Origin of the sequence: Treponema parvum, from assembly GCF_017893945.1 — a bacterium.
Taxonomy (GTDB): Bacteria; Spirochaetota; Spirochaetia; order Treponematales; family Treponemataceae; genus Treponema_D; species Treponema_D parvum_A.
On record NZ_CP054257.1, the window covers coordinates 217692 to 237811 of the forward strand.

Below are 20120 nucleotides of genomic sequence, written 5' to 3' on the forward strand. Positions count from 1 at the left end.
TTTCCTGCAAAAGTTTTTATGGGAGATATAAATGCCAAGAATAGTTCCGATAAGAGATTTAAAAAATACTACAGCAATTTCACAAATATGCCATGAGGATAAAGAGCCTATTTTTGTTACAAAAAACGGTTATGGAGACATGGTAATTATGAGTATGGAAACCTATGAAAAAAATCTTTTTCTTTCCAATGTTTATGGTAAACTTGAAGAAGCAAAGCAAGGCATGAAAAACGGCAGATATTCTTCTGTCGAGGATGCAGTTTCCCGTATAAGGGAGAAACATGGCCTATAATGTTCGGATCATGGAAAAAGCAGAGGAAGATTTGTCGGAAATAGTAACATATCTTTCTGATATGCTCTGCAATCCTAAGGCTGCTGACAGTTTGCTGGAAGAATTTTTGGAGGTAAAAACAAACCTTGAAGATAATCCGTATATGTATCCTTTAAGTAATGATTTGGTACTGCAAATGGAAGGATATCATAGGTTTCTTTTTAAGAAAAATTATATTGCGTTGTATCTGATTAATGATGACAAAAAAGAAGTTTCAATAATGCGTATTTTTTACGCAAAAAGAGATTATAATAATTTAATATAAATAAAATCTAGCACCCGCTTCAACGATGACATTGCGGCAAAGCCGCAAATGCAGGTTAAGCGGGTGTTGGATGGACGCTGCGTGCAGGAAAAAAAGAATGCTTAGCATTAATATATTTTAAGGAGGGCAAAAATGCCAGCACTTTTAAATTACAGATTATTTATTAGTCATGCTTGGTCATACCATGATGACTACACTCGCCTTATTGATTTACTTGATAATGCGAATGACTTTATGTACTCGAATTATAGTGTTCCAAGGGATGATAAATTCGGAAGAATGACTGCAAATCAGCTCAAAGAAGAGTTAAAAGACCAAATTAGACCTATAAATTGCTTTGTTGCATTAGCCGGTGTTTATATGTCTCATAGTGACTGGATTCAATTTGAGTTGGATTTTGCTGATTTAATTGGAAAGCCAATAATTGGTATTAAACCATGGGGAAATTCCAATGTTTCATCTGCTGTTTCCGATGTGGCTCAAGAAATTGTAGGATGGAATACAGATTCTATTGTAGATGTAATACGAAAATATTCAATTTAAGGAAAACATATGTTTGACTTTCCTGGAATATACAAAGAAGCAGATGATATTTCAAATAGGACTCAAAAACAATATTTACTTATATTAAGACTTTTTTTAGGTCTGCTGTTGTTCTCAACCATTGCTTTTTCTTATTTTAGCAGCATCAGGGAAGTCAAATTAGTTAATGCAATTGCTTCATTAGTTATCGTTATTCTATCATTTTTGTTTACATTTATTAATTTTCAAGGAACTTGGTATAATGCGAGAGCTGTTGCTGAATCAATAAAAACTATTTGTTGGAGATTTGCAACAAAATCAGAACCATATAATATTTCAGAGATTGATGCAAAACGTTTACTACTCAAAACAATCAAAGATATTGTAGATATGAATCATGATTTCCAAAAAAACATATCATCAAGATTTAGCTCTGATCAGCAAATACCCGACAATATGGCGCAAATGCGAGAACTTCCATTGATAGAACGATTAGAAGTATATTATAAATATCGAGTTATCGATCAAAGAAATTGGTATATAAAAAAATCAAGGTGGAACAGGAGACGCTCATATATTTTTTTTACGATTTTAATGGTTGTCTCAATTATTTTATCTATTTTTTTATTTTTAGATTTGAAAGAATTAATTCAAAGTAGTACTGCACAAGTTTATTATCCAATTGAAATTTTACTTTCTATTCTTTCTGTTATTTTTACGTGGGTTCAAACAAAAAAATACAAAGAACTTGATAAATCATATGCTTTGGCATCACATGAAATCGGTTTTATTGCCACACAAAAAGAATTAGTAAAAACTGAAAATGATCTTTCAGAATATGTAATTAATTCTGAGAATGCATTTTCTCGCGAGCATACACAATGGATTGCAAGGAAAGACAAATAAGAACATCCAACTGGGCAGAGGAGGGAAAGAATGAAGAAATTATATATATTAATAGTTTGTTTTATTATATCAGTTATTATTACATCGTGTACATCAATGCCCACAACTTCAAGGGATAGAGAATTATCTTTAAATGGTTATTCAATTTCGGAATCTGCCTTTGGTGGTGTAGAAAGATGGTATGCAGTAGATAAATATAACTATGATAGTCTTATTGATGAAGTAAGATTTCAAGTCGGTTATTTTAAAAACAATAGCATTGGTTTTATATTATATGGAAATGGAGTTGTTGGAGAAGAAGCGTATTTTAGTAGACAAGGTTTAGATTTACGTTGGGATTGGGGAAACTATGAAAGAAACGGCGAATCTAAGTTTAGATACAGTTTTGTTATAGAAACTGATGGAACAGGTCTTTATTATGATTTTATAGTATCAAAAGATGGAACTGCAAAACCTAGAGGAATATATAAAGTTCATAAATTTTAATTTGTAGGATTTATGTATGGGAAAAAAAATAAATTACAGTCAGCCACTTTCAATAATTTGGGACGCATATGATAAATCTAATAAAAACGGCAGATTAGATCCAAAAGAATTTATCTGGGAATGGCTGACTCCACAGATAAAAAATCCTTTTTTACCAGATGGTACACAAGTTCAAACTAATATTCTTATTAGTGAAATGTTTTATGCTGATACACAAAAAGAATTTTTACATTTATATTTTGTAGATAAATCTTTAAGAGACTTTTTAAAAGAATTACCTATAAAAGATTTTGAAGGATTAATACTAACTATTCTTGAAAAAGGGATAGATATTGAAGGTGGAGCTGTAAATACTTTTGGGCAAACTGTAAAAACCGGAAAAACAGAAAAAAGTTTTGAATTTGGAATACATATACCTTTTGAAAATAAACATAAAGGGTATGCTTTTAGTTTTATATATCATCCAAGAGATAAAAAGTTATTTTTTGTTTGGTTAGTTGGAGAAAATTCAGGGTTTATTACAGTTGATCAATATAAAACTCTTATGAATGATAATTCGGAAAATTCAAAATTACTTGTAGAATATTTTCAGTTAGCAGTAAATACCATAATTTATATGAATACTTTTCCAAATTGTGTCATAGATGGAGTTCCTATAAATATAAAAGAAGAATATTCAAAAAAAATTGAAATTACAGAAAAAGTTATTGATATTATAAAATCTGATTCAACAAGGATTGTTATGCCTCATTCTCGTAGAGCATATTTTAAAAGATTGACTTCTGATTTTTATACTCACAAAAAGGGACAAACTATTTTAGTAAAAGAAACTATGGTTAATGGAAAAGCTAAAACAGTTTATACAGCAAATGATCTTGAAAAATTTATAGATTAACATATAACACCCGCTTAACCTGACATTGCGGCAAAGCCGCAAATGCAGGTTAAGCGGGTGTACAGACCACCGAGCAGGTCATTTATTTACAATAAAAACGTGCGATATACGAACTCGTGATATTTCAAGCATTCTATAGATTGAAAATTATTCCATAAACAGGTTTCAATATAAAAAGTAATGTATCGATAAAAATTCTACCTGCTTTTTCCTTTTTGCATTTTATTTAATTCGGCGATATAATTCAAACCGAAAATCTCAATCTCGTCTAATACTTTTTGAAACTGAGTTCCCAATTTACTCAAAGAGTATTCAACATGAGGCGGGACTTCGGCAAAGACTTTGCGGTCGATTAGTTTATCTTTTTCAAGCTGACGGAGTTGCCTTGTTAAAACAGTTCGAGTTGTTGTAGGCATTAATCTTTGAAGTTCATTAAACCTTTTTGTGCCCGTGCTCAGATGATATAAAATTATAATCGCCCATTTCCCTTGCAATACTCTTTGAGTAGTAGCGAAGGGGCACTTATCATAAATCGACATCATGAAAAATCCTTCATCAGTATTATTTTTGATACTATGTATTATAAATGTTCGTACTTACAAAATCAAGACTAAAGACTATAATGATACTTAAAGAAGGGAGAACCACTTCTAAATATTTACCGGAGGAATTTTATGAAAAATGAAACAATGAAGGTCTTTGATGCTTACCGAGATGCATTGGAAAGGGGTGATTTTGCGGGAGTTTTTGCAACACTGTCCGATGCTATTGTATGGCACATGGGAGGCGAAAGTTCGCTTTCAGGTACGATTACAGGGAAACAGGCATTGGGAGAGCGTTTAGGAGAATTTGCAAAAAGGAGCGGCAGCACATTTAAAGTTATTACCAATTGGGCTGCGAGCAACGAATGTTTTGTTGCTGCAAGTGTTGTTTCCGTAGCGGAGAGAGGAACTTATAAGCTAAATGATCCGGGCATTGATCTATTCAAAATAGAAAACGGCAAGATACAAGAAGTATGGACTTTTGCCGAACAACAATCGGCAGAAGATATATTTTGGGGCTAAGATGGAATTTTTCTGTGTTATAGATCATTCATCATAGTAAAATAAATAAAAGACATCTAACCCGCCGCTTTAGCAAGGCATTGTCTTTGGTATTTATATTTTTGTTTTCCATTCGTTTCTTGATAATACGCGGCGGATAAATTATACTGGTTTTATGTCTGAAAACAATAAAAAAAGATCGGGATTGATCCTTTCCTGTTGGATAGTAGCAGCTCTCATAGTCTTAATCGCCTTTATGGTAAACGGCAATAAGATCATAGGAAATTTAAAATCGACAGGTTTTTTTGAGCGGATTTTCGGAACCACTCCGGAATTTGTAAAAAACTATACTGAAAAAAAACCGCCGAAATCCAACGGACTTTTGGAAATAGAGATAGAAAAACCTTCCGTACAGGGGTCGGACGCTCCTCTGGTTTCCGGCACTCCTTTTGCCCCCGGCACACATAACAGTTCGCAAACACCGTCCGAAGGAACATCCGAAAAAACTCAAGGAACTGCCGAAAGCGCTTCTTCAGTTACGGGCGAAGCAAAAAACACCGCTTTGAATGCGGCGGGTGAAAGCCGAGAGAATACCGCTTCCGCCGGACAAAACAATAAACAAGATCTTGGCCGTGACACAAACACTTCCGTAAATCAGTCAGGAACGGCGGCTTCGACCCGCCCGCAACCCAGTCAGGCTGCTCCTGCTCCTTCTGCGATAAATTTGCGCATGTTTTTCGTTTCGATCGATACCGACGGCACGATAAGCAAAAAAGAAGTGCAGCGCACGTCCTTACGGAGAGACGCTCCTTTAACGGCGGCCTTGGAAGCGCTGCTTTCAGGTCCTTCCGTTCAAGAGCGCAACGCAAATTACATGTCTTTGATTCCCGCAGGAACGCGGCTTTTGGGCGCTTCCGTAAAAAACGGAATTGCCTTTCTCAATTTCAGCGAAGAATTCGAATACAATCCTTACGGCGTGGAAGGATATTTGGGTCAGCTCATGCAGATCGTGTACACAGCCACTTCTTTTTCGACGGTCGACAGCGTTCAATTTTTAATTGAAGGGCAAAAAAAAGACTATCTGGGAAGCGAAGGCGTTTGGATAGGCTCCCCTTTGGCAAGGTCGTCTTTTTCCAAATAAAGCGATAAGAGGTCGGTTTTAGATCGGCTTGTCGCGGCAGGGCTTGTTGTGCGACATGGTTCGACGCTCCGACCTGCTTTGCCGCGCCGGCTGAGTTTATCGTGCTGACTGCGGCATTTTGCCGCCGGCGCTCACGGCGCCTGCCACACCGGTTGTATCGATTTTGCGAACGGCTCACCGCGCCGAGCGTGCTAATTTTGCCGCCTGTGTTCACTGCGCCTGCTGTGCGGAATTCACAATCGTATAGGTCTTAAGCGTTTGATTGAAATAAGCGCGGTTTTTTACGTACGAATCGTCAAAGACGGTCATGGAAACATATCCGAATTTGTCTTCGCTTATCCTTGTGATGATCTTAAAATCTCTTAGGACGGCGCCCGTTTTGTTTTGATAATAATAACTTGACAAACTCATCCTTGTCCGAGATGAGGACGAAGCGGAAAATTCAAGTTTTTCCCAAACGGAATAAGAATTTTGAGCGCTTAAAATCATATTTCTTTGCAGAACATCCGAAAATTTTTCCTTTATGTTTTCAGGGATAAAAATGACGTTTACGGACAAAACCGCGTCGTCGCCGAGAGCCCATACGTTTCCCGAAGATTGAGTCCACAAGGAATCCAAAGTGATTTCTTGCACCGTGTCCGAAATATTTACCGTATATTTTTTCTTTTCAGCGGGAACGGAAAGTTTTTGCTTGTCGCTTGAATCTTTTAAAACCTCGGGAAAGCCCGTAAAATCGTAAAATGAATTGTCTTCGGAAGAGACGAGACGCCCCGCCGTAACCGCTTCCAACAAGACTTCTCCGTTTGAGGCGGAGATGCGCTTTAAATTGAAAAGAGGAACGGCGTAGTCGTAAAGCATGGAGACGTATCCTCCGAACTGCATAAAATCGTCTTTAACGACGGCTCCTTGTTCGCTGAAGTTCTTTTCCAAAGCGACTTCCGCAGGAGAAATACTCCCCGCCTTCTGTCTGCGTGCGTTGAATTCGTACACCATATCGTGAAGGTAGTTCACTATATCCGTATCGTCCGGCGTGATAGTGTCTAAGAATCTTTCGCCCGTCATTTCCATGTGATCCGACAGGGGATCCACGCTGAATAATATTCCCACGGACTTTTCAGGAAGCTGTTTTTCCCTGTCTCCGGGCGCGTAATAGCGGGCGGCGTAAGTTGCCTCGTCGTAATATAAAAAACCTATATAGGATTTACGGCTGAAAGTATTGTCCCGGTAATAGACATATTCGCCTGAAACGTCCGGAATATACGGATCTATGCCCGGAAGAGCCGCTGCAAAGAGGATACAAAAAACGGCTTGGGCGACGGCAAAAATCAGCTTACGCATTGAGCTTTGCAAGTTCCGCGTGAACTGTTGCGGCGGCTATTTTTGATGCGTCCTTTAAGGACACCAGGCGGGATTCGCTTTCGGATCTAAGTTTTATTTCAACTTCGGGAAGATTTTTTTCACCTACGACTATTCTTATCGGAATTCCTATGAGATCCATGTCTTTGAATTTGACCCCGGGTCGTTCGTTTCTGTCGTCCAATAAAACTTCCACCTTTGCGGCGACAAGGTCGTCGTATATCCTGTCTGCGGCTTCTTTCATGTCGCCTTCGTATTTTATAGGGACTATGACTACTTGATATGGAGCAGTACTCATTGTCCAAATTATCCCGTCTTTATCGTGATGTTCTTCAATGATCGAAGCGAGAGTTCGGTCAAGGCCTATGCCGTAACAACCCATGAGCATGGTCTGCTGCTTCCCGTTTATGTCAAGATAGACGGCGTTCATCGCTTTAGTGTATTTTGCGCCGAGCTTAAATATGTGTCCCAGCTCGTTGCCTTTTTTCGTATACAATTTTTGTCCGCATTCTGGGCAACAGTCTCCTTCTTTTACCGTCCTAACGTCTGCGGTCATAAATGGAATAAAGTCGCGGCCGGGTTCAACGTGCATGTTGTCAAAGTCTTTTTCTCCGCCGCCGGTTACCGTGTCGTGTATGCAGACGTCGAATTTACCGTCGTCCCGCATGATCATAACGCTTTCGTCGGTCAAGAGGGGAAGTTTTGTGAGCCCTACCGGACCTACGAAGCCGTGCGGCGCACCGGAATATTCGATCACTTCATTTTCGGAAGCAAGTTCGGCTCCGCTTGCTTTAAGAACGGAAGCCAGCTTTGTTTCGCTTACATCCAAATCGCCGCGGATGGCAACCGCAAAAAAACTGACGGGATAATAGGGCCGTGCGGTATTTTCCGTTTCTCGTTTAAATGTTTTTCCGCCGGGCGCATTTTGCAGATCGAGCGAAGAGTTGAACACCTTATAGATCAGAACTTTTATAAACTGCCTTCCCGGCATTTTAAAAAACGTTTCCATGAGTTTGATAGTCTCAACTCCGGGGCAAAAAACCTTCTCGATCGGTTTTTCAGTCTTTATTTGCGGCTCTCCGTTAACATCTGTTGCGGTATCCGGTTTGCAGGAAGCTTTTTCCACATTAGCCGCATAACCGCATTTGGGGCATAAGATGAGCGTGTTGTCCCCGACCGTGCTTTCCACCATGAATTCTTCGGAACCTGAGCCGCCCATAGCGCCGGTGTCGGCCTTTACGGGAATCGTAGTGAGTCCGAGCCGCTTGAAAATCCTGCGATACGCTTTGGAAAGTTTTTCATACGATTCGTCAAGGGATTTTTGATCCGCATCGAAGGAATAGGCGTCCATCATAACGAATTCTCTTCCTCTCATAACTCCGTAGCGGGGGCGAATTTCATCGCGGTATTTTGTATTTATCTGGTACGGAATTACGGGCAGCTGCTTGTAACTTGTAATGCTGTCTTTAAATAGATATGTAAACGCTTCTTCGGCAGTGGGGCTTACTACCATGTCCTGGCCGCCTCGCGTTTTTACGCGGAGCATTTCACCGCCCATGGTTTCCCATCGGCCGCTTTCCTTCCATAAATCACCGGGAACAATTACAGTCGGTTTTATTTCAAAGCAGCCTGCAGCATCCAGCTCTTCGCGTATTATGTTTTCAACCTTTCTGAATGAGCGCAGCCCGAACGGCATGTATGCGTAAAGTCCGTTGGCAAGTTTTTTGATGAGTCCTGCACGCATCATGAGCTGATGGCTTGCGATCACTGCGTCGGAAGGGGGATCGCGCAGCGTGTATAATACGGTCTGTGAAGTTTTCATAATTGCAGATGATACAGCAAAAAGCCCTGAGTATTCAAGCAAACGAAGAAGAACAGGGACACCGTTTAGCCGACAGTCGGCTTGGCTGACTTGGCTTCGGCGACGCTGCCGCCGCCTCTCATTGTCGGAACCTCGCCTTGAGCATTTCGTTTTAAAAATTTGCAATTGAGTTGACACTGATAAAAATTATGTGTATAGTTTATATGTTACCGAATGATCGGTAACATATACGGCAGTATCCCGAAAAAACGCTAAACGCTAAATTCGAGTTTTTTCCAGACGACCGCAAATATTTTTGATCGGAGTGAAAATCCTGTGGCGGTAAAAACGGCCTGCAAGAGCTGTCAAAAAAGACAGTCAGCAAAAGAAAGAATTTTAGATATCGCGTTTTCTTTTTTTAAAACCCCGCTCTACGAACAGGTTTCTCTTAACGACATTGCAAAAAAAGCCGGAATATCAAAGGCCGCCATATTCAGGCATTTTAAAAATAGGGCGGATCTTGTTTTAGCTATGCAGGACAGGTTTTTTAGCGATGTGACGGACTATATAATTTCAATAAAGCAGGATCTTACCGCCGCCATATGGTCAAAAGATATTTCGCTGTATCGGATTGTGCTTCGAAACACGGTAAAGACTTATTTTGAATATCCGGAGTATTTATTTTACATGCTTTCTCACAGCGCAGTTTCTATAAAAGACTATAGGGAACAGACGCTCCTTTTGAGCAAAAAACTCGAAGAAAAAGGACTTTCGCTTAAGATGCTGGGAGGTATGTTCGGGGTAAATTATTCGCCCGAAAATTTTTCCGTGTTTAATCTGAAAAACTATGCCGCCATTTCATATGCGTTTATTTCCGTTGCATATTTTTTAATATTATCGCTTTCAGGCCAAAAAAAATCATCCGCCTCCGATCAGGCGGAATCAGGTTGTCTTGAAAAATATGTTTTGCAAGAGCCAGCTTTTGATTCTGAGACGATAGCGGACTTACTTGATTTCGGAATATACAGCCCGCAGCGATACCTGTCTTATGAGCGCATGAAGGAACTTGACGAAAAAGCCCATATCGATCTTTCAAAGATTCCTCCGGCCAATAAAATTTTTTGCGCGCTGTCGCAAGTGATAGACAAATACGGCTTTCCCGGCGTCACTGTGAAGCGCTTGGCGGATACGCTGAACATGGCGAAGAGCAGTTTGTATTCATATTTCGATTCTAAAAAGACTTTGATACATAAATTATTGACAGAAGAGATTTATTTAATGATAAGCAGTCTGGACAAGGTGTGCGGCGAAATTACGGACAGCACGGAACTAGCTTACGTATTTTTCCGCGCACTCACAGAATATTTTCTTGCACGGCAGGATATTCTTACGGTATTCAGATGGACGCGAATGTCAGGATCGATAATTCCGGAGCAGTACGAGCATGAAGATTTTTCTTTGCAAAATTTCAAATTGTCCGCCGACGTAGACGAGACGGAACAGCTTGACAAGCTGCCGTTTAAAATGACTAGGAGAATATTTTTTACGTGGATCAGCGTCGTGTCTTCTTCGATCGTCATGCGAAAAAACATTCACAATCTTAGCGACGAAAACTGTTATGAAATAGTAAAACTGTGTTTTGATTTTATGCAGAGAGGGTTAACAAGTGATACGAATTGAAAATTATCTTGAAGGAGACAGTAGACTTATGTCAATGGCGATAAAAAAATCAGGAAAAGGATTTTTGCTCTGCGGCATTCTTCCGGCAGCCGTGCTGATCTTAAGCCTTTTTCCGGCGGCGGCTCAGAGCGCAGTAAAAGAAGCTAAAACGCAGCCGGTGATTCTTACGATCGAACAGGCGGTGGATTACGCAAATAAAAACAGCAGGACTTTAAAAAGCGCAAAGATCGACTTGGAAATGTCCGAGCGCGCCAGTAAGTATTCGTGGAACGTTTTTTTGCCTGCGCTTACGGCGTCGGGAACCGCGAGTCGTGCGAATGATTATGTTCCGGGCGCAGGCGATATTATCGCAAATGCAATATATCACGTTCCCATTCCCAGCAGTTACGAAAGTGAAAAAGACCGCTGGACGGGAATAGGCAACATAAGCGTTTCGCTAAATTTAAGCCTTGCTCTCATACAGCGGATAAGAGCTGCTCACGCGAATTTTGAAAGCGGAAAGATAACGTGGACGCAGGCTTCAAAACAAAACGAACTCAATATCAGAAAACTTTTTTACGCCCTGCTTTTGCAGCAGGAAAATTTAAAAGTTCAAGAGACCAGTTTAAAAAATGCGCGCCAGAGAGCTCTGCAGGCGGAAGTAAATTATAAAAACGGTATGGTTCCGGAACTTTCGATGCTGCAGGCACAGGTTACCTATGAAAACCAAAGGCCGAATGTGGATAAAGAGCGGCAAGCTTTATCGCAGCAGCTCGATTCCTTTGCCTTTCTTTTGGGAATGCCCGTAGGCACAAAGATCGAGCTCGTAGGCGAAATAACTCCCAAATTTATTAACATTGATGCCGAAGAGGTTTATTCCAAATACGGAATGAATAATCTTGACGTCCTCAACATAAAAAGAAACATAGATGTTTTAAAACTCAATCTCAACGCTCTCAATTTGAGCTCTTTTACGCCGGCGCTTTCATTAAGCTGGAATTATCAGCCCCTTTTGATGACGGGCGGAAAATGGACCGACAGCGATTCGCGTTATGACAACGGAAATTTTTCAATTACGCTTGCGTGGACTATATCCGATATTCTTCCTTTTTCCGCTAACAGGCAAAGCGCAAAAGACATAGAAGACAACATCCGTAAGCTTGAAGTTTCGCTCGACACTCTCATCCAAAACAACGAACTTACCGTGCGTAAAACCGCAGACAGCCTTGCTCAGGCTAAGGAAGCGATAGAATCGAATGAACGGAATATAAAACTTGCCCAACGCTCATACGATATGACGGCGATAGCTTACCGCAACGGTACTACGGAACTGCTTGACCTGCGCGATGCGGAAACTCAGTTAAATCAGGCAAAGCTCGGTATGCTGAACGAGCAGTACAATTATATTTCATACCAGCTTGACCTTGAATACATATTGAACACACAATTTACAGGAGAAATAAAATGAAAAAGATAAATCAATCAAGATTAAAGATTATTTTATCCGTAGTTCTTGCGGCGGTTTTTTTCGGCGCATTTGCCGGTTGTAAAAAGGCTGACGGAGAAAAAAAAGAAAAGACTACCGCGTCTTTTGCCGTCAACACTTATAAGATCACCGAAGGCCGCTTGGACGATTATCTGGAATTCGGCGGAGACATCGTGGCGTCTTCGTTAGTGAACATAATGCCGGATACTAACGGAAAAATTTCCCGCATCATGGTTAGAGTCGGGGATCTTGTTAAAAAAGATCAGATTGTAGCGTACATCGATCCCAGTCGCCCCGGCATGACTTACAGCGAAAATCCTGTAAAAGCGCCCACTACGGGAACAATCACACTGTTTCCCTATTCCGTTGGAGAAATGGTTGGGTCTTCGGTTTCCATCGGGCAGATAAGCAGCACAGGAAATCTTGAAATCCATACGGATATTGCCGAACGCTTTGTTTCGCGCATAAAAAAAGGGCAAACGGCCGCAATAAGCTTTGACGCTTTTCCCGGCGAAGTGTTTTCAGCGCACGTGTTTGAAGTAAGCCCCGTGCTTGATACGACTACGCGCACAATGAAGGTAAAGCTCAGCTTGGACAAGGTTGATCCCCGCATAAAGGTTGGAATGTATTCCCGTATAAAGCTCATAACTGAAGAACTTGAAAACGTCATTACCATGCCCTTTGACGCGATAATCGTCAGAGACAGCAAGTCTTATGTTTTTGTTGTGAACAGAGCGGAAGGCAAGCAGACGGAAAAGCAAATAGGAGTTCCCGCCGTAGTTCACAGTCAGGAAGTAACGCAGGGAATCCACGTGGATGAAAAAGTTGAGATTACTTCGGGCTTAAAACCCGGAGACGAAGTGGTTGTTCGCGGGCAGACCGTCTTGGTAGACGGAGCAAACGTGAACATCTTAAACGAATAGCTTTTATCGTCCTGTTTTCAACTTAATTTATAAAGAGGAATCAATATGTCTATATCAGAGGTGTCCGTTAAAAAACCTGTAACGGCATTATTAGTATTCATAATACTTTCGGCATTGGGTGTTTATTCCATATTTAACCTCAATGTGGATATGTATCCGGAAATAGACATTCCGTATCTTATCGTCTATACCGGATATAAAAACGCAGGCCCTGAAGAAGTGGAAGCTTCCATAACGAGAACCCTCGAAAGTTCTCTTTCGGGCTTAAGCGGACTTAAAAAAATGCAGTCGCAGTCGTCGACGGGCTTGAGCTTAATAATTCTTGAAATGGAATACGGAACGAATTTGGACGCCGCGGCGAACGACATCCGCGATAAAATCGACATGGTAAGAAGCTATCTTCCTTCCGACGCTGATACTCCGCTTACGATAAAGATTGACCCGTCGATGATGCCTATAATGCATCTGGTTTTAAAAGGGCAGCACTCTTCCGACGAGCTTTATGACTACGCGTCGGATATTATTTCTCCGCGGCTTGAACAGATAGACGGAGTCGCTTCCGCAATGATCATGGGCGGCCGCAAAAAAACCATTAACGTCGACATTCCGCGCGACAGGCTTGACGCTTACGGGCTTACCATTTCGCAAGTAGCTCAGATGATCGGAGCGCAAAACATTCAAGCTACGGGCGGAAACATAAGGTCCGAGCAGTTAAGCTATTCCGTGAAGACGGACGGAAAATTCAAATCCATAGAAGACGTGCGCAATACGGTAATCTCTTACGCTGTGGCTTCTTCGCCTGGCGGCAAGGCTGCTCCCAGCGTAAAAAAGATATTGCTGCGCGACATTGCCGATGTGTATGAAGGCCACGAAGACGGTTCCACTGCCGCATATCTTGACGGCGAATCGAGCATAATGCTTTTGGTTCAGAAGCAGAGCGGAAAAAATGCCGTAAAAACCGCGGCGAACGTAAGGGCGGCTCTCAAAAACATAACGGAATCCCTTCCCGGCGACGTTGAAGTTATCGAATCGTCGAACACTACCGACCAAATAAAGAGAACTATAATCGAAGTTGTTAAATCCATAACGGAAGGTATGATTCTTTCCGTCATAATCTTGCTTATTTTCTTAAGGAGCATAAAAAGCACTGTCATAATAGGACTTGCGATTCCCATTTCGTTTTTAATTACGCTTTTTCTCATGTTCCTTCGTGGAATGACCATAAACATGGTTTCTTTAGGCGGAATGCTCATAGGCGTGGGTATGCTTGTAGACAATTCCATTGTAGTTCTTGAAAACATCTTTGTTTACAGGGAACGCGACGCAAAGCCTTCGGTCGCCGCGACGCTGGGCGCTCAGGAAATGATAACTTCCGTCGTCGCAAGCACTTTGACCTCCATCTGTATATTCCTCCCCATGATAATGCTGAGTTCGAGGCTCGGCTTTATGGGACAGCTTTTTAACGATCTTGCGTTTACGATCGTTTTTTCGCTATTGGGTTCTCTTTTCGTTGCCATCGCTCTTGTTCCCGTTTTAAGCGCAAAATACCTTGTTTTAGGTAAAAGTTCAAATATCAACACGCATACGCTTTTCGGTAAGTTGAATCGTGCGCTCGGCATATTTTTTGAAAGGGTGGACGGAGCCTATGCTTCTTCGGTCAGAAGAATATTGAGACATAAGGCGGCTACGGTCATAGTGATGATTGCTATTTTTATAGGCGCAATAGTCGGAGCGGTAAAAGTCGGGTTCATATACATGCCTGAAATTGCTTCCGATACGGTGACTGTAAAATTCGAGCTTCCTAAAGGCACCAGGCTGGAAGTTACGGAAGCGTACGTGCAGCAGATGGAATCCATAGCACGTCAGGAAGTCAAGGGAATTAAATTTTCAACCGTTACGGCCGGGGGCGATTCTATGCTTTCTTCAAGTGCGACGACGAACGAAGGCTCTTTGACGCTTACCTTATACCCTAAAGCCGAACGCCAAAAGGGCTGGGATACGGACAAAACGGCAAAAGACAAGCTCCGCCCGTATTTTACGAAATTCCCCGGAGCTACGATTACATTCGGAACGAATAACAACGATACGGCCAACAGCGGTATAAGCATTGACATAAAAAGCAACGATTTAAGCCTTGTGGCAAAGACGGCCAATCAGGTTATGAATTTGATAAAGACGCAGGCCGCCGACGTTGTTAATGAAGTGACATGCGATCTTGAAGAAGGGCTTCCGCAGCTGGAAATAAAGCTTGACAGAAATCGCATGTACGAGTTGGGACTGAACGTTGCCTCGATCGGCAGCGAAATAAGCGGCGCCATAAACGGGCTTAGAGCCAGCCGGTATGACGACGGAGGAAAAGAGATTAACATCGTCGTCCGTTTGCCCGAAAAAGACCGTGCAAAGGTTACGGATCTTGACCTTATATATGTCAGAAACAACAGCGGCACGAGAATACCCTTATCGAACTTTGCCCACACGGTAAAGAATACCGCGCCGGTAACGATCTTCAGAGAAAACCAGTCGCGCATTGCGCATGTAACCGTAAAACAGGTTGACGGACTTTCCTTGGGCGACGTGCAGAACCGAATAAAGGATCTCATAGATAAGAACATCCTAATGGAAGACGATTTGAACATAACGTATTCGGGCGACTTGGCCAATATGCGGGAAGCGGTTATGAATTTCCTTGCGATCATCATAATGGCGATCGTGCTTGTGTTTGCCGTCATGGCAAGTCAGTTCGAATCGTTTAAGAGCCCGTTCATAATAATGTTTACGATTCCCTTGTCCTTTATAGGAGTTACCGCCATTTACGCCCTTACGCGGCAGAGGTTCAGTATAATGACCGTTATGGGCGTTTTAACGCTTGTAGGCACGATCGTAAACAACGGTATAGTACTTATCGATCAGATCAATATACTGCGCAAAAGGGGCAGAACTCTTGACGACGCCTGTGTTGAAGCTGCCGGGAACCGCCTCAGGCCAATCCTAATGAGCACGCTTACGACGGTGTTTTCTTTGATTCCAATGGCGTTTTTCCCCGGCGAAGGTTCGGAGTCCATGCAGCCGATCGGTCTTACGATTTTCGGAGGAATGACCTTCGGTTCGCTGATGACGCTGTTTTTGATGCCCGTAGTTTACAACCTGTTTAACAGAAAAAATGAAAGGGCGCGTGTTGAAGAATTAAAGCGCATTGAACAGGAAAACGCATAACTGCGTTTGGCCGCGGCAAAATGCACAGTCCTGTACAGGCCCGCGGCGCAAGGAGATAAACTTCTATGAAAGAAAAGAAAGAAAAAAAGAAAAAGAATGACATAAAAAGCGAAGTCGTTTTACACGACATACCGGATACCGGCGATGAAAAGATAAAACTGCGCCGGCTTGAAATCATCTGTTCGCAATCGATAGCGGAAGACATGCTTGAAGGATTTAAATATAAAAAGATCAAATGCTATACGCAGTTTCCTTCCGTCATGGGTTCAGGCTACAGCGTTCCCAAACTGGGAGATTCCATCTGGCCGCAGCTGAATACTATGTTTATCGTTTACTGTACTAAGGACGATGCAAAAAAAATACGTGAACTTATCACAGATCTCAGAAAACAGTACGTGGGCGAAGGTCTTGCGTGCTATGTAAGCAAAGCAAAAGAATGGTAGATTCCGGCTCCGGAAACGCGCCGCGCCGGTTTTGTGACGGTTCCGGGCAAGCCGCCCGGAAGGCGCCAAGCGGCGCTCTTGCCGTGGGCCGGGCGGACGTCGCTCCTGCCGGAAGGCATAAGTTGCTTCAATGGCCGTATCAAAAGTCCGCCGCGTTTCGACAGCCGGCGGGCGTTTACGGCTCCTGAAGATCCGCCTTGCCGGCAGAAACGTAGGGTTTTATTAACGTCGTCGCCGTTTTGGGATTCATTATCACGGACGGCCCTCCTACGCAGCCTCCTTCACAGGACATGACTTCGATAAGATTCGGACATTCAGCAGGATAAGGAATAACACCTTCGTTTATCTTTCCGTACATGGAAAGTGTCTGCATTCCTTTTTTATCCAATCCGTTTATTACGGTAGAGCGCAATATGGACTTATCCTTCAGCCTTACCCTTATCGATTGTGCTACTCCGCCTGAAACCGCAAAATTTCTGGCGCTTGCCGTAGGAATTTTTTCGGCGGGAACGACGGGCATCTCTTCGAAATTGATGCTCTTTGCAATAAAAAGGGCATGTATTTCTTCTGCGGAAAGAACGTAGTCGACCTTTTTATCGTCGAAACCTTCCCGTCTTTTTGCAAGGCAAGGTCCTATAAAAACGGTTATACATCCGGGGTACTTTTTTTTAGCTATTTCGGCGGTGTAGTGCATAGGACTTCTCGTCTTTGAAACGCAGGGTTTTAAGGCGGGAACATGGATCTGCACTGCACGGAAATACGCCGAACAACATGAAGTCGTCATCATTTTATCGCCGCGTTCCATGCGCTCGGCAAATTCCTTCGCTTCCTTGTCTGCGCAAATGTCGGCGCCTAGAGCTACTTCAAGGACTTCACTGAAGCCCGCTTTTAAAAGGGCCGCTTCAAGCTGACCCGGCTTTGACTTGAACTGAGCTGCTATCGACGGCGCATACAGCGCGACGACCTTTTTTTTATTTTTCATGATATGTTTTATGACGTCTACAAGCTGGCTTTTGTCCATCATCGCGCCGAAGGGGCATTCGCGCATACAGTTGCCGCAGAAGATGCACTTATCGTAATCGATCCGCTCTTTACCCGACTCGTCTTTTGTGATCGCCCCCACGGGACAGGACTCTTCGCAGGGTACGGGAATCTTTATTATTGCATGGTACGGGCAGTTTTGCATGCATAGTCCGCAGTTTATGCATTTGTCAGGATCAATATGCGCGTGACGTTCAACGTGAATGGCGTCTTTGGGACAGTTTACCATGCACGGCCTGGCAAAACAGCCTTGGCAGGCGTTTGTGACCATGTAATGAGATCTGACGCACGCGTTACAGGCTTCGTCAAGAACGGTCAACATAGGCCATGAAGGTGATTTTCTTTTTAGAGCTTCCTTTGCATATTCGGCAAGAGGTTTATCGTCGCTGTAGTCTTCTACCGACCAGCCCAGCCTTGCCAAAACTCTCATGCGAAGAATTTCTCTGTCGTGAAATATACAGCAGCGTATGGATCTTCCGCCGACAGGCGCCATTTTTCTTGGAATAAAGTGTACGGCTTCGGCAAGTTTTCCTTCCAGCTGAGCCTTTGCGATTTGAACAAGTATATCCCGCTTTACGTTTGCGGCATTGTTGTTGATGTTTAGCATTTTTTTTGTTTCCCCTTTGTTTTGAATTTTTCCGCATTTTAAGACGGTATGTCTTATCTCCTAATATCCAACATATCGCCAGATTTTCATCTTAAACGCATTTTAATACATTTTGCGACTTTTGTATGCTCTGCGGCGCCGGTATCGAACACGCGCAGACCGATACCTATTACGGTCAGCCGCGGCTCTGCGGCAGTTGCAGCCGCCTCGCGTTCCGTCTTTTTTTTCGGGCTCATGTATTTCTGCCGCATTTCACTCCGCGCTTTCCCGTCTCCGCAGCGCAAACCTGAATTTAATTGCAAATTCACTTTTATAACGTATAATTAAATCAGAATGGCGAGGATTGAAAACATTGTTGAATATTACGATGAATTATTTCCCGTAACGGAAAGTCAAAAAAAATTTTATGCTGAAGAAACGGAAAATTTAAAAAAACCTGTAAAATATTTAAGAATCGGGTGCGGTACGGGCATTTTTGAAAATTATCTTGCAAGGGAAGGGGAGGACGTTACCGGCATCGAGCCGTTTAAGGAACTGGCGGATTGCGCCAATCGGCAAAGGAGAACGCCTTTAATGTCCATACGTTTTTTTCAGATGACTACGCTTGAGATGAGCCGCTTTTTGGGAAAGTCGTTTTACAACGTGATTTCATGCCTTGACGACAGGATAGAGATGATAAGCGACGCCGTTCTTTTGCGGAAATTTTTTTTCGATGTAAAAGGGCTCCTTTCGAAGGACGGAAAATTTATTATCAAAATGATCAATTTCGATCATTTTAAAGAAACCGTAGAACAGCTGCCTGAGATAAGCAATATCAGGGTGAAACTTAAAACAAAAATAACTACTCAAGCCGACGGTTCGAAATCTTTTTCGCAAGAAATAGAAACCGGCAACGGCCGCATGTGTTCCGTCTTTGAAAACGTAAAGATATATCCTTTAAAAAAAGCTGAAATAATAGAATTCGGAAAGGATGCGGGATTCAGCGATTTTACATTCTACGGCGATTATGACAGAAAGGAATTCGATTCGGAATCTTTGAATCTGATCGCCGTTCTCAGTTAATCTTCCAGTAATTGTTTTCGCGGCTGAACCTGTTTGCGTTTATTTCGATTATTCGGCCGTCTTCGCCGCTCATTTTTATCATCGATGAAATAAAATTGATTTCTATGATTTTAAATTTTGTTCCGTCATAGTGTACTGTCACGCCCTCGGACGGCAGTTTTTTTCTGGCTTCAGCGTACCAATTGTACTCATAAGACAGGCAGCACAAAAGTCTTCCGCACAAACCCGATATCTTTACCGAATTTAGAGACAGATTTTGGTCTTTTGCCATGCGGATTGAAACGGGGCGCAATTTATCCGATATGGCATGGCAGCAATAGGGTCTGCCGCATACGCCCAAGCCCCCCGTTATCCTTGATTCGTCACGCACGCCGACTTGTCTAAGCTCTATTCTCATTTTAAAGATCGAGCCCAAATCCTTTACCAGTTCGCGGAAGTCTACTCTGTTGTCCGAGCTGAAAAAGAACAGAGCCTTTTGTTCGTCCGCTAAAAAATGCGTCGATATAAGTTTCATGCTCAAGTTATGAGCTTTTACTCTGTCTTTAAATATCGTGCGGGCTTCGCTTTCTTTTTGTTTTAAAACTTTTACATGTTCCAGGTCTTCTACCGTCGCAACGCGGTCTATAGCTACAATATCCGAAGGTTTTATTCCCATGGGCACAAAAACCTGTCCCATAACGCATGCCATGTCTTTGCCGTAACGGGTGGGAATTATGACAAAGTCTCCCTCTTTAAGCTGAGGAAGATCTTTAGTCATCGCATAAACGCCTTCGCATGAATATTCAAGCTTCAGTTTGTACAAGGGTTGGGGATAAACAAAATTTTCATTTTCCTGAACCGGTGCATAAGATTCGGAAGGATCTTCCAGGGTGTTTATGTCAAGAGATTCTTTATCTATATCGCTTTCAAAAATATCACTCATTATTTTACTCACTGTGTT

General features: G+C 42.4%; 19 protein-coding genes. 14 read left to right on the forward strand and 5 right to left on the reverse strand.

Annotated elements, in window-relative coordinates:
* The first annotated feature begins 31 nt into the window (after positions 1-31).
* The 6 genes from HRI96_RS01020 to HRI96_RS01045 all read left to right on the forward strand — a co-directional run bounded on the left by HRI96_RS01020 (position 32) and on the right by HRI96_RS01045 (position 3405).
* Positions 32-292 carry a type II toxin-antitoxin system Phd/YefM family antitoxin gene (locus tag HRI96_RS01020; protein ID WP_210117691.1) on the forward strand — a complete coding sequence of 87 codons (261 nt, stop codon included), beginning with the start codon at positions 32-34 and terminating at the stop codon, positions 290-292.
* Positions 293-302: 10 nt separating this feature from the next.
* Entirely contained in the window at positions 303-596 is a 294-nt protein-coding gene (locus HRI96_RS01025) for a type II toxin-antitoxin system RelE/ParE family toxin (protein ID WP_256729263.1), read from the forward strand.
* 132 nt (positions 597-728) lie between these two features.
* Positions 729-1139 carry a TIR domain-containing protein gene (locus HRI96_RS01030; RefSeq protein WP_210117693.1) on the forward strand — a complete coding sequence of 137 codons (411 nt, stop codon included), beginning with the start codon at positions 729-731 and terminating at the stop codon, positions 1137-1139.
* Between the two features lie 9 nt (positions 1140-1148).
* On the forward strand, positions 1149-2024 hold the full coding sequence (locus HRI96_RS01035; protein WP_210117694.1) for a DUF4231 domain-containing protein: 876 nt from the start codon (positions 1149-1151) through the stop codon (positions 2022-2024).
* Positions 2025-2054: 30 nt separating this feature from the next.
* Positions 2055-2510, forward strand: a complete 456-nt coding sequence (locus tag HRI96_RS01040) for a hypothetical protein (protein WP_210117695.1) — start codon at positions 2055-2057, stop codon at positions 2508-2510.
* Between the two features lie 16 nt (positions 2511-2526).
* Positions 2527-3405, forward strand: coding sequence for a hypothetical protein (locus tag HRI96_RS01045; protein WP_210117696.1), 879 nt, complete (start codon positions 2527-2529; stop codon positions 3403-3405).
* A gap of 197 nt (positions 3406-3602) precedes the next feature.
* Here HRI96_RS01045 and HRI96_RS01050 read toward each other — a convergent pair whose 3' ends face one another.
* Positions 3603-3947, reverse strand: coding sequence for a winged helix-turn-helix transcriptional regulator (locus HRI96_RS01050; RefSeq protein WP_210117697.1), 345 nt, complete (start codon positions 3945-3947; stop codon positions 3603-3605).
* Positions 3948-4079: 132 nt separating this feature from the next.
* Here HRI96_RS01050 and HRI96_RS01055 point away from each other — a divergent pair, with 132 nt between their 5' ends.
* Together HRI96_RS01055 and HRI96_RS01060 are read left to right on the forward strand one after the other, a co-directional pair.
* The gene (locus tag HRI96_RS01055; protein ID WP_210117698.1) at positions 4080-4469 is read left to right on the forward strand and encodes a nuclear transport factor 2 family protein; all 390 of its coding nucleotides are present in this window, start codon (positions 4080-4082) and stop codon (positions 4467-4469) included.
* Between the two features lie 154 nt (positions 4470-4623).
* Positions 4624-5589, forward strand: a complete 966-nt coding sequence (locus HRI96_RS01060) for a GerMN domain-containing protein (protein ID WP_210117699.1) — start codon at positions 4624-4626, stop codon at positions 5587-5589.
* 210 nt (positions 5590-5799) lie between these two features.
* On the opposite strand, the gene HRI96_RS01065 is transcribed toward HRI96_RS01060, so the two are convergent.
* Both HRI96_RS01065 and HRI96_RS01070 read right to left on the reverse strand, forming a co-directional pair.
* Positions 5800-6927, reverse strand: a complete 1128-nt coding sequence (locus HRI96_RS01065) for a DUF7954 domain-containing protein (protein WP_210117700.1) — start codon at positions 6925-6927, stop codon at positions 5800-5802.
* Positions 6920-8767, reverse strand: a complete 1848-nt coding sequence (locus HRI96_RS01070) for a proline--tRNA ligase (protein ID WP_210117701.1) — start codon at positions 8765-8767, stop codon at positions 6920-6922. The genes HRI96_RS01065 and HRI96_RS01070 overlap by 8 nt, the downstream gene beginning before the upstream one ends.
* Before the next feature lie 315 nt (positions 8768-9082).
* Between HRI96_RS01070 and HRI96_RS01075 the strand changes: the two genes are divergently transcribed.
* From HRI96_RS01075 to HRI96_RS01095, 5 genes are all read left to right on the forward strand, one after another.
* Positions 9083-10426, forward strand: coding sequence for a TetR/AcrR family transcriptional regulator (locus HRI96_RS01075; protein ID WP_210117702.1), 1344 nt, complete (start codon positions 9083-9085; stop codon positions 10424-10426).
* Positions 10427-10454: 28 nt separating this feature from the next.
* Positions 10455-11873, forward strand: a complete 1419-nt coding sequence (locus tag HRI96_RS01080; RefSeq protein ID WP_210117703.1) for a TolC family protein — start codon at positions 10455-10457, stop codon at positions 11871-11873.
* A complete protein-coding gene (locus HRI96_RS01085) occupies positions 11870-12814 on the forward strand; it encodes an efflux RND transporter periplasmic adaptor subunit (RefSeq protein WP_210117704.1) in 945 nt (314 codons plus the stop codon). Before HRI96_RS01080 ends, HRI96_RS01085 begins: the two co-directional genes overlap by 4 nt.
* 45 nt (positions 12815-12859) lie before the next feature.
* Positions 12860-16027: an efflux RND transporter permease subunit gene (locus HRI96_RS01090; protein ID WP_210117705.1), complete on the forward strand. Its 3168-nt coding sequence runs from the start codon at positions 12860-12862 to the stop codon at positions 16025-16027.
* A gap of 65 nt (positions 16028-16092) precedes the next feature.
* Positions 16093-16470, forward strand: coding sequence for a PG0541 family transporter-associated protein (locus tag HRI96_RS01095; protein ID WP_256729264.1), 378 nt, complete (start codon positions 16093-16095; stop codon positions 16468-16470).
* Positions 16471-16645: 175 nt separating this feature from the next.
* On the opposite strand, the gene HRI96_RS01100 is transcribed toward HRI96_RS01095, so the two are convergent.
* On the reverse strand, positions 16646-18118 hold the full coding sequence (locus HRI96_RS01100; protein ID WP_210117706.1) for a monomeric [FeFe] hydrogenase: 1473 nt from the start codon (positions 18116-18118) through the stop codon (positions 16646-16648).
* A 333-nt stretch (positions 18119-18451) separates the two neighbouring features.
* On the opposite strand from HRI96_RS01100, the gene HRI96_RS01105 reads away from it, so the two are divergent.
* Complete coding sequence (locus HRI96_RS01105; protein WP_210117707.1) at positions 18452-19180, forward strand: class I SAM-dependent methyltransferase; 729 nt, start codon at positions 18452-18454, stop codon at positions 19178-19180.
* Here the strand turns inward: HRI96_RS01105 and ricT are convergent.
* Positions 19173-20102, reverse strand: a complete 930-nt coding sequence (gene ricT, locus HRI96_RS01110; RefSeq protein ID WP_210118582.1) for a regulatory iron-sulfur-containing complex subunit RicT — start codon at positions 20100-20102, stop codon at positions 19173-19175. The genes HRI96_RS01105 and ricT overlap by 8 nt on opposite strands.
* Between the last annotated feature and the right edge of the window lie 18 nt (positions 20103-20120).

What these genes read in the sequence shown, in the direction of transcription:
- HRI96_RS01040 (WP_210117695.1), top strand. Translation starts at nt 2,055, where the DNA reads ATGAAGAAATTATATATATTAATAGTTTGTTTTATTATATCAGTTATT.
- HRI96_RS01025 (WP_256729263.1), top strand. Translation starts at nt 303, where the DNA reads ATGGAAAAAGCAGAGGAAGATTTGTCGGAAATAGTAACATATCTTTCT.
- HRI96_RS01060 (WP_210117699.1), top strand. Translation starts at nt 4,624, where the DNA reads ATGTCTGAAAACAATAAAAAAAGATCGGGATTGATCCTTTCCTGTTGG.
- ricT (WP_210118582.1), bottom strand. Translation starts at nt 20,102, where the DNA reads ATGAGTGATATTTTTGAAAGCGATATAGATAAAGAATCTCTTGACATA.
- HRI96_RS01090 (WP_210117705.1), top strand. Translation starts at nt 12,860, where the DNA reads ATGTCTATATCAGAGGTGTCCGTTAAAAAACCTGTAACGGCATTATTA.
- HRI96_RS01050 (WP_210117697.1), bottom strand. Translation starts at nt 3,947, where the DNA reads ATGATGTCGATTTATGATAAGTGCCCCTTCGCTACTACTCAAAGAGTA.
- HRI96_RS01045 (WP_210117696.1), top strand. Translation starts at nt 2,527, where the DNA reads ATGGGAAAAAAAATAAATTACAGTCAGCCACTTTCAATAATTTGGGAC.
- HRI96_RS01085 (WP_210117704.1), top strand. Translation starts at nt 11,870, where the DNA reads ATGAAAAAGATAAATCAATCAAGATTAAAGATTATTTTATCCGTAGTT.
- HRI96_RS01055 (WP_210117698.1), top strand. Translation starts at nt 4,080, where the DNA reads ATGAAAAATGAAACAATGAAGGTCTTTGATGCTTACCGAGATGCATTG.
- HRI96_RS01035 (WP_210117694.1), top strand. Translation starts at nt 1,149, where the DNA reads ATGTTTGACTTTCCTGGAATATACAAAGAAGCAGATGATATTTCAAAT.
- HRI96_RS01095 (WP_256729264.1), top strand. Translation starts at nt 16,093, where the DNA reads ATGAAAGAAAAGAAAGAAAAAAAGAAAAAGAATGACATAAAAAGCGAA.
- HRI96_RS01030 (WP_210117693.1), top strand. Translation starts at nt 729, where the DNA reads ATGCCAGCACTTTTAAATTACAGATTATTTATTAGTCATGCTTGGTCA.
- HRI96_RS01070 (WP_210117701.1), bottom strand. Translation starts at nt 8,767, where the DNA reads ATGAAAACTTCACAGACCGTATTATACACGCTGCGCGATCCCCCTTCC.
- HRI96_RS01100 (WP_210117706.1), bottom strand. Translation starts at nt 18,118, where the DNA reads ATGCTAAACATCAACAACAATGCCGCAAACGTAAAGCGGGATATACTT.
- HRI96_RS01020 (WP_210117691.1), top strand. Translation starts at nt 32, where the DNA reads ATGCCAAGAATAGTTCCGATAAGAGATTTAAAAAATACTACAGCAATT.
- HRI96_RS01105 (WP_210117707.1), top strand. Translation starts at nt 18,452, where the DNA reads ATGGCGAGGATTGAAAACATTGTTGAATATTACGATGAATTATTTCCC.
- HRI96_RS01080 (WP_210117703.1), top strand. Translation starts at nt 10,455, where the DNA reads ATGTCAATGGCGATAAAAAAATCAGGAAAAGGATTTTTGCTCTGCGGC.
- HRI96_RS01065 (WP_210117700.1), bottom strand. Translation starts at nt 6,927, where the DNA reads ATGCGTAAGCTGATTTTTGCCGTCGCCCAAGCCGTTTTTTGTATCCTC.